Origin of the sequence: Escherichia sp. HH26CH, from assembly GCF_009820205.1 — a bacterium.
Taxonomy (GTDB): Bacteria; Pseudomonadota; Gammaproteobacteria; order Enterobacterales; family Enterobacteriaceae; genus Escherichia; species Escherichia coli_F.
The window spans coordinates 39,655-53,960 of record NZ_VNXM01000059.1; the positions used below are offsets into that span (position 1 = coordinate 39,655).

General features: G+C 54.0%; 9 protein-coding genes. 6 read left to right on the forward strand and 3 right to left on the reverse strand.

What is annotated here, in order from left to right:
* Positions 1–34: 34 nt before the first annotated feature.
* From bcsG to bcsE, 3 genes are read right to left on the reverse strand one after another with little or no spacing between them, the layout of a single operon-like run.
* Positions 35–1,714: a cellulose biosynthesis protein BcsG gene (gene bcsG, locus FQ015_RS18855; protein ID WP_000191576.1), complete on the reverse strand. Its 1,680-nt coding sequence runs from the start codon at positions 1,712–1,714 to the stop codon at positions 35–37.
* Positions 1,711–1,902 carry a cellulose biosynthesis protein BcsF gene (gene bcsF, locus FQ015_RS18860; RefSeq protein ID WP_000988308.1) on the reverse strand — a complete coding sequence of 64 codons (192 nt, stop codon included), beginning with the start codon at positions 1,900–1,902 and terminating at the stop codon, positions 1,711–1,713. Before bcsF ends, bcsG begins: the two co-directional genes overlap by 4 nt.
* Positions 1,899–3,470 carry a cellulose biosynthesis c-di-GMP-binding protein BcsE gene (bcsE, locus tag FQ015_RS18865; protein WP_001204923.1) on the reverse strand — a complete coding sequence of 524 codons (1,572 nt, stop codon included), beginning with the start codon at positions 3,468–3,470 and terminating at the stop codon, positions 1,899–1,901. The genes bcsF and bcsE overlap by 4 nt, the downstream gene beginning before the upstream one ends.
* Positions 3,471–3,741: 271 nt before the next feature.
* Between bcsE and bcsR the strand changes: the two genes are divergently transcribed.
* The 6 genes from bcsR to bcsC are packed head-to-tail and all read left to right on the forward strand — an operon-like array spanning position 3,742 to position 14,227.
* Complete coding sequence (gene bcsR / locus FQ015_RS18870) at positions 3,742–3,930, forward strand: cellulose biosynthesis protein BcsR (RefSeq protein ID WP_001063314.1); 189 nt, start codon at positions 3,742–3,744, stop codon at positions 3,928–3,930.
* Positions 3,931–3,941: 11 nt separating this feature from the next.
* Entirely contained in the window at positions 3,942–4,694 is a 753-nt protein-coding gene (gene bcsQ, locus FQ015_RS18875) for a cellulose biosynthesis protein BcsQ (RefSeq protein ID WP_032185391.1), read from the forward strand.
* On the forward strand, positions 4,691–7,309 hold the full coding sequence (gene bcsA / locus FQ015_RS18880) for a UDP-forming cellulose synthase catalytic subunit (RefSeq protein ID WP_160524369.1): 2,619 nt from the start codon (positions 4,691–4,693) through the stop codon (positions 7,307–7,309). The genes bcsQ and bcsA overlap by 4 nt, the downstream gene beginning before the upstream one ends.
* Positions 7,310–7,319: 10 nt before the next feature.
* A complete protein-coding gene (bcsB, locus tag FQ015_RS18885; RefSeq protein ID WP_001355017.1) occupies positions 7,320–9,659 on the forward strand; it encodes a cellulose biosynthesis cyclic di-GMP-binding regulatory protein BcsB in 2,340 nt (779 codons plus the stop codon).
* Between the two features lie 6 nt (positions 9,660–9,665).
* On the forward strand, positions 9,666–10,772 hold the full coding sequence (gene bcsZ, locus FQ015_RS18890) for a cellulose synthase complex periplasmic endoglucanase BcsZ (protein ID WP_001353587.1): 1,107 nt from the start codon (positions 9,666–9,668) through the stop codon (positions 10,770–10,772).
* Complete coding sequence (gene bcsC / locus FQ015_RS18895; RefSeq protein WP_160524370.1) at positions 10,754–14,227, forward strand: cellulose synthase complex outer membrane protein BcsC; 3,474 nt, start codon at positions 10,754–10,756, stop codon at positions 14,225–14,227. Before bcsZ ends, bcsC begins: the two co-directional genes overlap by 19 nt.
* Positions 14,228–14,306: the final 79 nt, after the last annotated feature.

A 14,306-nucleotide genomic window follows, 5' to 3' on the forward strand; every position in this document is an offset into this window, starting at 1 on the left:
CCGCAGGGGTGAAACTCTGCGGCCTTTTTCGTTCTTATTGCGGGTAAGGCACCCAGTCGCCGCCGTTCAGGCGAACGTACGGTTTATCCTGGTATTGAATAACTACTGCATTTGAGTTCTCGGAGACCGGTGCTGTTTGTGGCAACCCACTGGTGAGTTTTTTCCAGTCAACATTGTCTTCGGTGAAAATCTTACCATCAAGAACGCGAACCACCAGATCGGAGATAGCCAGGAAGCTGCTCGGTTGGTCGATGACAATCGGTGCCCCCTGATGTGGTGCCTTCATGCCGAAGAATTTCACCCCAACGGGGACGTCTGTGATAGACGGGCTAGGGATATCACGTAGGCCAGATACCTGCATTCTGTCGCCCTTCAGCGCGCCACCGTGTTCCGGCACCACTACCACCATCACTTTACGACCCGATTTCTCCAGTTCAGTAAAGAAGGCGTCCAGCTCATCAAAGAATTTCTGCGCTCGCGCTTTGTAATCCGCTGTTTTGCTGACGCCCGGATAATGGTTGCCGTCATGCAGTGGAAGCGTGTTGTAGAACGTGGCACTACGGCTGTTTTTATCTTTTTCGGTAACGTCCAGCCAGCGGTTAAGCACGGCGGTATCGTCATAAACCGGCGAACCATCAAAGCCCAGCAAAATAACCGGCAGATTTGTTTGATCCATCAATTCGGTCTGCATGCCGCCATTTTCGCGAACTTCTTTCAAAAAACCGCCGAACTGGCCGTTATGTCCCATCATCAGGTGCTGGGTAAAGCCCAGTTTCGACAGGTTATCAAACAGATAGCAGTCGTTATTTGCCGGTTGATACAGATTAGTGTGCGAAGTCTGCCCGCAGCTGGCGCGCAGTAAACGGATCGCCGCCGGGCCACTGTAGGAGGTGGCGGAGTTAAAGTTCTTGAACTCAATATCGAAATGCGACCACAGCGGATGCGACATCAACCCGGCGGCTTCAATATCCGACCAGGAAAGCGAACAGATATTAATCACCAGTAGTTCAAATGGCTGAGCATCAGCGGGCAGCGAAGACGGGAAGGTCGATTTACGTTTCGCCTCCGCGTTATAGAAATTATTCAGCCAGGCGTTAAGGTTCGCCGTTGTTGGCGGTGCAGTTTGTGCGGGCATATCACCCACTACCGGTGCGCCACCCGTCGCCGCAACGGTTGCCGCTGCGTTACCACCCGTCGTTGTTACAGTGGTCGTCGGTTGACCGGCAGGCCACAAGGAGAAACTTGGTCCCGCCAGGGTAAGTATGTTCAGCCATAGCAGAATGGCAACCACAAAAACGGTAATGCGAATCCATTGTGACAGGAATAACCAGGCCACTAATAAAACAAAAATGGCCCCAATCATCTGCCAGTTAATAAAGCGTGTGACAAGGTCGATTAAATAATCGGTACTGAACCCCGCCACCTGCGAACCCTGGCTCATTATGCTTTCCGGGCCAGGCAACCAGGTGTCATGCCAGAACAAAGCAAAGCCGATCGGCAGGGCAATCCAGTGGCGTAAGCGATGCAGGCTGTAGCGCGGAATGGGCATCAGCAGAAACGCGGCAAACACCAGATTGAGGAGCGGATGGAAGTTAAGATATCCCGCCCACAACAGGCCGAACTTAACCAGAAAATAGAAGTTCCAGCCGGAAAGGCCGCGCCAGTATTGCCAGAGGGAAGAAGGCATGGCGGTATTTTGCGTAAATTGAGTCATTTTTTGGTTGCCCTGGCTTTTTCCGTGCGGCGTAACGTCCCGGCCGGTTTAACATAACGAGGTTTAGCAAAGAACAAACGTAAGGTGTCGCGAATGCGTCGCAAAGAGTGCCGCGCCAGATAGCCCAGCGGGAAAAATATCAGTGCGCAAACGACAATAATTTCAATGATATCGCTGATGGTCATCATGATGAGCGCTCCACAGCATCATCTAACAGTCGCATTGGTTCTGGTATTCTTCGCCAGTGGCGACCATCGTGCTCGGCATTGATGACCGGTTTAGAACTTTGCGTTAAAGGCAGCGGCATGCCCCATTGTTCTGGGGCAAGCAGGCGCATCTGCACCAGCTCTGCACTGATTTGATCATCTTCAAACCAGACCATACGGTTTGAGAAAATGTCGCCAGTCGGCAATGGGAAAATATGATTCAACGCGGTATCCAGATCGTTAATCCGACAGAATGAGAGAAACAGCACCAGCCGATTACCGCCAATGGTCATGATATCGCCGGTACGGTTAGGGCGACACAGCGTCAGGGCTTGCTCAACGCGGATACCCGGTACCGGACGTAGGGCAACCAGAACGCCTTTACCATGTGCAGGCAAGAGAGGGTTATTCATCATATTGTTAACGGCATTACAGAACACATCCCACTTCTGGAAACCACGTAGTTTGAGCGGCTGGGTCATTGACAGCAAGGTAGTGATATCTTCCGGCACATAGCGACTAAACTTCTGCCCTTGCACGCTTTCGATCATCGTCAGACAGCGGGAGAGTGGCGCATTCCACGGGATAACCATATTTGCACCGCAGGCCAATAACAAACGTTCATCGGTGGCGCGCAGGCTTGCGGTATTTTCCCGTACGAGGATTTTCATCGCACTACCGCGCTGGCGACGCAGAGTATGAATGCTGCGGGCCAGTGGCTCGATTTGCGCATTTTGCTGTAAAGAAAAGACCACCGTCGCCGCCTGAGCGGTACGGGCTTCATTGAACAGAACTTCGTTATTGTTGAACAGTTGCCAGTGTTCCGATAGCGGCGGCGCACCTTCCAGTACAGCAACATTACTCAGAATGCGTTTTTCGTCGCTGCGTGGTTGGATCTCCGCCTCTTCGCTTTGAACTAATGTCCAGATACCATTTTGTTGCTGAACGCTAAGCTGCTGACGGGCGCTGACCCCTTTTTCGTTGCACCAGAAGGCAATATCCAGCAAATGTTGGTCGCCCTGAAAACGCAAACTGGCAAGACCAAAAAGTGAACGGTATTCCTCAAGCAACAATGAAAATTGTTTATCGTTATTATTTCCGGGATTAATTACCAAAAGCGAACAATGGTTTAACCTGCTCCATTTATTCATTTTATCCAACCATGAGCGAAGCCGCTCGGCAGGAATGTTTTGCCATGCGTTATTTGCGCAAACAAGAATAAAAAGGTAATTATTGGGATCAATAGAACACTGCAAATCACGGGCCAAATAGTATAGACCTTTTTCATGATTTAGCATTGAAAATAATTTTATTTTTTCCGGCCCTTGAGAATCATCTAATTGAAAGATTTTCGCCGGATCGCTGTCCATGCTAATGACCGCGACGTGTGCGGTTTCAGCCTGGGATGCAATTGTTTGATTCGCCAGACTGATAGCATCTTCATGGCGATCGACGTTAAACCACCAGACGCCGCCTGCTGGCATATGTCGCAGCTCATCCCATAATGATGAGATACCGATAGAGAATACAGGGTCCACAATGTCCCTCATGTCATCATTTTGTCTGATTATCAGTTTACTAGCGAAAGCTAAGAAATAAACCTACCATTGAAATTAAAACTTATCAGATTTAGCATGTGAATCAATTTAGCAGGTCACAAGACGTGTGATTTTAGTCTTTTCGTTTTTAACTTTTTTTGTTGCGTAACGGAAAGTCAAAAAGTGAGCAAATTCCCGTCTCGCCGTAAACAATAAACCGGCGAAATGCTCACGGTTAGAATTGTCTCATGAACGGTACGGTTATTTCATAGGGATCAAGCAAATGAATAACAATGAACCTGATACTCTGCCTGATCCCGCGATAGGCTATATCTTCCAGAATGATATTTTGGCGTTAAAGCAGGCGTTTTCACTGCCTGATATTGATTATGCCGATATTTCCCAACGCGAACAGTTGGCCGCGGCATTAAAACGCTGGCCGTTGCTGGCAGAGTTTGCGCAACAAAAGTAGGGGATTGGTGAATGGCCGTACTGGGATTGCAGGGGGTGCGGGGAGGCGTGGGAACAACAACCATCACTGCCGCATTAGCCTGGTCATTACAAATGTTGGGAGAAGATGTCCTGGTGGTCGATGCCTGCCCGGACAACTTGTTGCGCCTGTCATTTAACGTTGATTTTACCCACCGTCAGGGCTGGGCCAGAGCCATGCTGGACGGTCAGGACTGGCGTGACGCCGGGTTGCGCTATACCTCGCAACTCGATTTGCTGCCTTTTGGTCAGTTATCCATTGAAGAACAAGAAAATCCACAGCACTGGCAAACCCGGCTGAGCGATATTTGCTCCGGCTTACAGCAACTAAAAGCCAGCGGGCGTTACCAGTGGATTTTAATCGACTTACCGCGTGATGCCTCGCAGATAACCCACCAGCTGCTGAGTTTGTGCGATCACTCGCTGGCAATCGTCAATGTGGATGCCAACTGCCATATCCGGCTGCATCAGCAGGCGCTGCCGGATGGCGCGCATATTTTGATTAATGACTTCCGTATCGGCAGTCAGGTTCAGGACGATATTTACCAGCTTTGGTTGCAAAGCCAGCGCCGATTACTGCCAATGCTCATTCATCGTGATGAAGCGATGGCTCAATGCCTGGCGGCTAAGCAACCAGTCGGTGAATACCGCAGTGATGCGCTGGCGGCTGAAGAGATACTGACGCTGGCTAACTGGTGCCTGTTGAACTATTCCGGGCTGAAAACGCCAGTCGGGAGTGCATCATGAGTATCCTGACCCGGTGGTTGCTTATCCCGCCGGTCAACGCGCGGCTTATCGGGCGTTATCGCGATTATCGTCGTCACGGCGCGTCGGCTTTCAGCGCGACGCTCGGCTGTTTTTGGTTGATCCTGGCCTGGATTTTTATTCCGCTGGAGCACCCGCGCTGGCAGCGTATTCGCGCAGAACATAAAAACCTGTATCCGCATATCAACGCCTCGCGTCCGCGTCCGCTGGACCCGGTCCGTTATCTCATTCAAACCTGCTGGTTACTGATCGGTACATCGCGCAAAGAAACGCCGAAACCGCGCAGGCGGACATTTTCAGGTCTGCAGAATATTCGTGGACGTTACCATCAATGGATGAACGAGCTGCCTGAGCGCGTTAGCCATAAAACACAGCATCTCGATGAGAAAAAAGAACTCGGCCATTTGAGCGCCGCGGCGCGGCGGTTGATCCTCGGTATCATCGTCACCTTCTCGCTGATTCTGGCGTTAATCTGCGTTACCCAGCCGTTTAACCCGCTGGCGCAGTTTATCTTCCTGATGCTGCTGTGGGGTGTAGCGCTGATCGTACGGCGGATGCCGGGGCGCTTCTCGGCGCTAATGTTGATTGTGCTGTCGCTGACCGTTTCTTGCCGTTATATCTGGTGGCGCTACACCTCTACGCTGAACTGGGACGATCCGGTCAGTCTGGTGTGCGGGCTTATACTGCTGTTCGCTGAAACGTACGCGTGGATTGTGCTGGTGCTCGGCTACTTCCAGGTGGTATGGCCGCTGAATCGTCAGCCAGTACCGTTGCCGAAAGATATGTCGCTGTGGCCGTCGGTAGATATCTTTGTCCCGACTTACAACGAAGATCTCAACGTGGTGAAAAATACGATTTACGCCTCGCTGGGTATCGACTGGCCGAAAGACAAGCTGAACATCTGGATCCTCGATGACGGTGGCAGGGAAGAGTTTCGCCAGTTTGCGCAAAACGTGGGGGTGAAATATATCGCCCGTACCACTCATGAACATGCGAAAGCGGGGAACATCAACAATGCGCTGAAATATGCCAAAGGCGAGTTCGTGTCGATTTTCGACTGCGACCACGTGCCGACGCGCTCATTCCTGCAAATGACCATGGGCTGGTTCCTGAAAGAAAAACAGTTGGCGATGATGCAGACGCCGCACCACTTCTTCTCACCGGATCCGTTTGAACGTAACTTGGGGCGTTTTCGTAAAACGCCAAACGAAGGCACGCTGTTTTATGGTCTGGTGCAGGACGGCAATGATATGTGGGATGCCACTTTCTTCTGCGGTTCCTGTGCGGTGATTCGTCGTAAGCCGCTGGATGAGATTGGCGGTATTGCCGTCGAAACGGTAACCGAAGATGCGCATACTTCTCTGCGTCTGCACCGTCGTGGCTACACTTCAGCGTATATGCGTATTCCACAGGCGGCGGGGCTGGCGACCGAAAGTCTGTCGGCGCATATCGGCCAACGTATTCGCTGGGCGCGGGGGATGGTGCAAATCTTCCGTCTTGATAACCCGCTCACCGGTAAAGGGCTGAAGTTTGCTCAGCGGCTGTGCTACGTCAACGCCATGTTCCATTTCTTGTCGGGCATTCCAAGACTGATCTTCCTGACTGCGCCGCTGGCGTTCCTGCTGCTGCATGCCTACATCATCTATGCGCCAGCGTTGATGATCGCCCTGTTCGTGCTGCCGCATATGATTCATGCCAGCCTGACCAACTCGAAGATCCAGGGCAAATATCGCCACTCTTTCTGGAGTGAAATCTACGAAACGGTGCTGGCGTGGTATATCGCACCACCGACGCTGGTGGCGCTGATTAACCCGCACAAAGGCAAATTTAACGTCACCGCCAAAGGTGGACTGGTGGAAGAAGAGTACGTCGACTGGGTGATCTCACGGCCCTACATTTTCCTGGTATTGCTCAACCTGGTCGGTATTGCGGTCGGTATCTGGCGTTACTTCTACGGCCCGCCAACCGAGATGCTCACTGTCATCGTCAGTATGGTGTGGGTGTTCTACAACCTGATTATTCTCGGTGGTGCGGTAGCGGTATCGGTAGAAAGCAAACAGGTTCGCCGATCGCACCGCGTGGAGATGACGATGCCCGCGGCAATTGCCCGCGAAGATGGTCACCTCTTCTCGTGTACCGTTCAGGATTTCTCCGACGGTGGTTTGGGGATCAAGATCAACGGTCAGGCACAGATTCTGGAAGGGCAGAAAGTGAATCTGTTGCTTAAACGCGGTCAGCAAGAATACGTCTTCCCGGCCCAGGTGGCGCGCGTGATGGGTAATGAAGTTGGGCTGAAATTAATGCCGCTCACCACCCAGCAACATATCGATTTTGTGCAGTGTACGTTTGCCCGTGCGGATACATGGGCGCTCTGGCAGGACAGCTATCCGGAAGATAAGCCGCTGGAAAGTCTGCTGGATATTCTGAAGCTCGGCTTCCGTGGCTACCGCCATCTGGCGGAGTTTGCGCCTTCTTCGGTGAAGGGCATATTCCGTGTGCTGACTTCTCTGGTTTCCTGGGTTGTATCGTTTATTCCGCGCCGCCCGGCGCGGAGCGAAACGGCACAACCATCGGATCAGGCTTTGGCTCAACAATGATGATAACGCGATGAAAAGAAAACTATTCTGGATTTGTGCAGTGGCTATGGGGATGAGTGCGTTCCCCTCTTTCATGACGCAGGCGACGCCAGCAACGCAACCACTGATCAATGCTGAGCCAGCTGTAGCCGCCCAGACGGAACAAAATCCGCAGGTGGGGCAAGTGATGCCGGGCGTGCAGGGCGCTGATGCCCCCATCGTGGCGCAGAACGGTCCTTCGCGTGATGTGAAGCTGACCTTTGCGCAAATTGCGCCACCGCCGGGCAGCATGGTGCTACGTGGCATTAACCCGAACGGCAGCATTGAGTTTGGTATGCGCAGCGATGAAGTGGTGACGAAGGCGATGCTCAACCTCGAATACACGCCATCGCCATCGTTACTGCCTGTCCAGTCGCAGTTAAAGGTTTATCTCAATGATGAACTGATGGGCGTGCTGCCAGTGACCAAAGAACAGTTGGGTAAAAAAACGCTGGCACAAATGCCAATTAACCCACTGTTTATTACCGACTTCAACCGTGTGCGGCTGGAGTTTGTCGGTCATTATCAGGACGTGTGCGAAAACCCGGCCAGCACCACGCTTTGGCTGGATGTTGGGCGGAGCAGTGGACTGGATCTGACCTATCAGACCCTGAATGTGAAGAATGACCTGTCGCATTTCCCGGTGCCATTCTTTGACCCGCGTGATAACCGCACCAACACCTTACCGATGGTCTTTGCCGGTGCGCCGGATGTTGGTCTGCAACAAGCATCTGCCATTGTTGCCTCGTGGTTTGGTTCGCGTTCTGGCTGGCGTGGACAGAACTTCCCGGTGCTCTATAACCAACTGCCAGATCGTAATGCCATCGTTTTTGCCACTAATGACAAACGCCCGGACTTCCTGCGTGATCATCCGGCGGTAAAAGCCCCGGTGATTGAGATGATTAACCATCCGCAGAATCCTTACGTCAAACTGCTGGTGGTGTTTGGTCGTGACGACAAAGACCTGTTGCAGGCAGCGAAAGGTATCGCTCAGGGTAACATTCTGTTCCGTGGTGAAAGCGTGGTAGTGAATGAAGTGAAACCGCTGCTACCGCGTAAGCCGTACGATGCGCCGAACTGGGTGCGTACCGATCGTCCGGTCACCTTTGGTGAACTGAAAACCTATGAAGAACAGTTACAATCCAGCGGTCTTGAGCCAGCAGCGATTAACGTTTCGCTAAACCTGCCGCCGGATCTCTACCTGATGCGCAGTACCGGCATTGATATGGATATCAACTATCGCTACACCATGCCGCCGGTGAAAGACAGTTCGCGGATGGATATCAGCCTGAATAACCAGTTCCTGCAATCCTTCAACCTGAGCAGTAAACAGGAGGCGAACCGCCTGCTGCTGCGTATTCCGGTATTACAAGGTTTGCTGGATGGCAAAACGGATGTCTCTATTCCGGCGCTGAAACTGGGCGCGACCAACCAGTTGCGGTTCGACTTTGAGTATATGAACCCGATGCCGGGCGGTTCGGTGGATAACTGTATTACCTTCCAGCCGGTGCAGAATCATGTGGTGATTGGTGACGACTCCACCATCGACTTCTCGAAGTATTACCACTTCATCCCGATGCCGGATCTACGCGCCTTTGCTAACGCGGGCTTCCCGTTCAGCCGGATGGCGGATCTGTCACAAACCATCACCGTGATGCCGAAAGCGCCTAACGAAGCACAGATGGAAACCTTGCTGAATACCGTTGGCTTTATCGGTGCGCAGACGGGCTTCCCGGCGATTAACCTGACGGTGACCGATGATGGCAGCACCATTCAGGGCAAAGATGCCGACATCATGATCATCGGTGGTATCCCGGACAAACTGAAAGACGACAAGCAGATCGACCTGTTGGTGCAGGCGACCGAAAGCTGGGTGAAAACGCCGATGCGCCAGACCCCGTTCCCCGGCATTGTGCCGGACGAGAGCGATCGCGCGGCAGAAACTCAATCAACGCTGACCTCTTCCGGTGCGATGGCAGCGGTGATTGGCTTCCAGTCGCCGTATAACGACCAGCGTAGCGTGATTGCGCTGCTGGCAGATAGCCCACGCGGTTATGAAATGCTTAACGATGCGGTGAACGATAGCGGCAAACGCGCCACCATGTTCGGCTCGGTCGCGGTGATCCGCGAGTCCGGTATCAATAGCCTGCGTGTTGGCGACGTCTATTACGTTGGCCATCTGCCGTGGTTCGAACGCTTATGGTATGCGCTGGCAAACCATCCGATTCTGCTGGCGGTGCTGGCGGCAATCAGCGTCGTGCTACTGGCCTGGGTACTGTGGCGTTTGCTGCGTATTATCAGCCGTCGTCGTCTTAACCCGGATAACGAGTAATTGAAGATGAATGTGTTGCGTAGTGGACTCGTGACGATGCTGCTGCTGGCTGCCTTTAGTGTTCAGGCTGCCTGCAACTGGCCTGCCTGGGAGCAGTTCAAAAAGGATTACATCAGTCAGGAAGGGCGCGTCATCGACCCCAGCGACGCGCGCAAAATCACCACCTCCGAAGGGCAAAGTTACGGCATGTTCTTTGCCCTGGCGGCTAACGACCGTGCAGCTTTCGATAATATTCTCGACTGGACGCAGAACAATCTCGCTCAGGGTTCTTTAAAAGAACATTTGCCCGCCTGGCTGTGGGGCAAGAAAGAGAACAGTAAGTGGGAAGTGCTGGACAGCAATTCGGCCTCTGATGGTGATGTCTGGATGGCCTGGTCGTTGCTGGAGGCGGGGCGTTTGTGGAAAGAGCAGCGTTATACCGACATCGGCAGCGCGTTGTTAAAACGTATTGCGCGGGAGGAAGTGGTGACGGTGCCTGGGCTGGGTTCCATGTTGTTGCCGGGCAAAGTGGGATTTGCTGAGGATAACAGCTGGCGTTTTAACCCCAGCTACCTGCCGCCGACGCTGGCGCAGTATTTCACCCGCTTTGGCGCGCCGTGGACTACGCTGCGCGAAACCAATCAACGTTTATTGCTGGAAACCGCCCCGAAAGGCTTTTCACCAGACTGGGTGCGCTATGAGAAAGACAAAGGCTGGCAGCTAAAAGCCGAAAAAACATTGATCAGCAGCTACGACGCTATCCGTGTTTACATGTGGGTAGGCATGATGCCTGACAGCGATCCGCAAAAAGCGCGGATGCTCAACCGGTTTAAACCGATGGCGACATTCACCGAGAAAAACGGCTATCCGCCGGAAAAAGTCGATGTGGCTACGGGGAAAGCGCAGGGTAAAGGACCGGTCGGTTTTTCTGCCGCCATGCTGCCCTTTTTACAAAACCGCGATGCACAGGCCGTTCAGCGCCAGCGCGTGGCCGATAACTTTCCCGGCAGCGATGCCTATTACAACTATGTGCTGACCCTGTTTGGACAAGGCTGGGATCAACACCGTTTCCGCTTCTCGACAAAAGGTGAGTTATTACCTGACTGGGGCCAGGAATGCGCAAATTCACACTAAACATATTCACGCTTTCCCTCGGTCTGGCCGTCATGCCGATGGTCGAGGCAGCACCAACCGCTCAGCAACAGTTGCTGGAGCAAGTTCGGTTAGGCGAAGCGACCCATCGTGAAGACCTGGTGCAACAGTCGTTGTATCGGCTGGAACTTATTGATCCGAATAACCCGGACGTCGTTGCCGCCCGTTTCCGCTCTCTGTTACGTCAGGGCGATATTGATGGCGCGCAAAAACAGCTCGATCGGCTGTCGCAGTTAGCGCCGAGTTCAAATGCGTATAAATCGTCGCGGACCACAATGTTACTTTCTACGCCGGATGGTCGTCAGGCACTGCAACAGGCAAGATTGCAGGCGACTACCGGTCATGCAGAAGAAGCTGTGGCGAGTTACAACAAGCTGTTCAACGGTGCGCCGCCGGAAGGTGACATTGCCGTCGAGTACTGGAGTACGGTGGCGAAAATTCCGGCTCGCCGTGGCGAAGCGATTAATCAGCTAAAACGCATTAATGCGGATACGCCGGGCAATACGGGCCTGCAAAACAATCTGGCGCTATTGCTGTTTAGTAGCGATCGGCGTGATGAAGGTTTTGCTGTACTGGAGCAGATGGCGAAATCGAACGCCGGGCGCGAAGGGGCCTCTAAAATCTGGTACGGGCAGATTAAAGACATGCCTGTCAGCGATGCCAGCGTGCAGGCGCTGAAAAAATATCTCTCTATCTTTAGCGATGGCGACAGCGTAGCTGCTGCGCAATCGCAACTGGCAGAACAGCAAAAACAGCTGGCCGACCCTGCTTTCCGCGCTCGTGCGCAAGGTTTAGCGGCAGTGGACTCTGGCATGGCGGGTAAAGCCATTCCCGAACTACAACAGGCAGTGCGGGCGAACCCGAAAGACAGTGAGGCACTGGGGGCGCTGGGCCAGGCGTATTCTCAGAAAGGCGATCGCGCCAATGCGGTGGCGAATCTGGAAAAAGCCCTCGCACTGGACCCGCACAGCAGCAACAACGACAAATGGAACAGTCTGCTGAAAGTAAACCGCTACTGGCTGGCGATCCAGCAGGGTGATGCCGCGCTGAAAGCCAATAATCCTGACCGGGCAGAACGCCTGTTCCAGCAGGCGCGCAGTGTCGATAACACCGACAGCTATGCGGTGTTGGGGCTGGGCGATGTGGCGATGGCGCGCAAAGATTATTCCGCCGCCGAACGCTATTACCAGCAGACGCTGCGCATGGACAGCGGCAATACCAACGCCGTGCGCGGGCTGGCGAATATTTACCGCCAGCAATCGCCAGAAAAAGCAGAAGCGTTTATCGCCTCGCTCTCTGCCAGCCAGCGGCGCAGCATTGATGATATCGAACGTAGCCTGCAAAACGATCGTCTGGCACAGCAGGCAGAGGCACTGGAAAACCAGGGCAAATGGGCGCAGGCAGCAGCACTTCAGCGGCAACGACTGGCACTGGACCCCGGCAGTGTATGGATTACTTACCGACTTTCGCAGGATCTCTGGCAGGCCGGACAACGCAGCCAGGCCGATACGTTAATGCGCAATCTCGCGCAGCAGAAGCCGAACGACCCGGAGCAGGTTTACGCTTACGGGCTGTACCTCTCAGGTCACGACCAGGACAGAGCGGCACTGGCGCATATCAACAGCCTGCCGCGCGCGCAGTGGAACAGCAATATTCAGGAGCTGGTTAATCGGCTGCAAAGCGACCAGGTGCTGGAAACCGCTAATCGCCTGCGAGAAAACGGTAAAGAGGCAGAAGCAGAAGCGATGTTGCGCCAGCAACCGCCTTCCTCGCGTATTGATCTGACGCTGGCTGACTGGGCGCAACAACGACGTGATTACGCTGCTGCCCGTGCTGCATATCAGAATGTCCTGACGCGGGAGCCAACTAACGCTGATGCCATTCTTGGCCTGACGGAAGTGGATATCGCTGCCGGTGACAAAGCGGCGGCACGTAGCCAGCTGGCGAAACTGCCTGCCACCGATAACACCTCGCTGAACACTCAGCGGCGCGTGGCGCTGGCACAGGCGCAGCTTGGCGATACCGCAGCGGCGCAGCAGAAATTTAATCAGTTGATCCCGCTGGCAAAATCTCAGCCGCCGTCGATGGAAAGTGCGATGGTGCTGCGCGACGGTGCGAAGTTTGAAGCGCAGGCGGGCGATCCAAAGCAGGCGCTGGAAACCTACAAAGACGCGATGGTCGCATCCGGTGTGACCACGACGCGTCCGCAGGATAACGACACCTTTACCCGGCTGACCCGTAACGACGAGAAAGATGACTGGCTGAAACGCGGCGTGCGCAGCGATGCAGCGGACCTCTATCGCCAGCAGGATCTTAACGTCACCCTCGAGCACGATTACTGGGGGTCGAGCGGCACCGGTGGTTACTCCGATCTGAAAGCGCACACTACCATGTTGCAGGTGGATGCGCCGTATTCTGACGGGCGGATGTTCTTTCGCAGTGATTTCGTCAATATGAACGTCGGCAGTTTCTCCACGAATGCCGATGGCAAATGGGATGACAACTGGGGCACCTGTACATTACAGGACTGTAGCGGCAACCGCAGCCAGTCGGATTCCGGTGCCAGCGTGGCGGTCGGCTGGCGAAATGACGTCTGGAGCTGGGATATCGGCACCACGCCGATGGGCTTCAACGTGGTGGATGTGGTCGGCGGCATCAGTTACAGCGATGATATCGGGCCGCTGGGTTACACAGTTAACGCCCATCGTCGGCCCATCTCCAGTTCTTTGCTGGCCTTTGGCGGGCAAAAAGACTCCCCAGGCAATACCGGGAAAAAATGGGGCGGCGTGCGTGCCGACGGCGTGGGGCTAAGCCTGAGCTACGATAAAGGTGAAGCAAACGGCGTCTGGGCATCGCTTAGCGGCGACCAGTTAACCGGTAAAAATGTTGAAGATAACTGGCGCGTGCGCTGGATGACGGGCTATTACTATAAGGTCATCAACCAGAACAATCGCCGCGTGACAATCGGCCTGAACAACATGATCTGGCATTACGACAAAGATCTGAGTGCGTACTCACTCGGTCAGGGCGGTTACTACAGCCCGCAGGAATACCTGTCGTTTGCCATTCCGGTGATGTGGCGTGAGCGGACAGAAAACTGGTCGTGGGAGCTGGGGGCGTCTGGTTCGTGGTCGCATTCGCGCACCAAAACCATGCCGCGGTATCCGCTGATGAATCTGATCCCGACTGACTGGCAGGAAGAAGCTGCGCGGCAATCCAACGATGGCGGCAGCAGTCAGGGCTTTGGCTATACGGCGCGGGCATTACTTGAGCGTCGCGTCACATCCAACTGGTTTGTCGGTACAGCAATTGATATCCAGCAGGCGAAAGATTACGCGCCCAGCCATTTCCTGCTCTACGTACGTTATTCCGCCGCCGGATGGCAGGGTGACATGGATTTACCGCCGCAGCCGCTGATACCTTACGCCGACTGGTAAGTTTTCAGATAGCGCCTCTCTTAATGCCGCTGCGATCGGGTATACTCGGGCGGCAATCTGGGATTTCCGGGGGGAGACA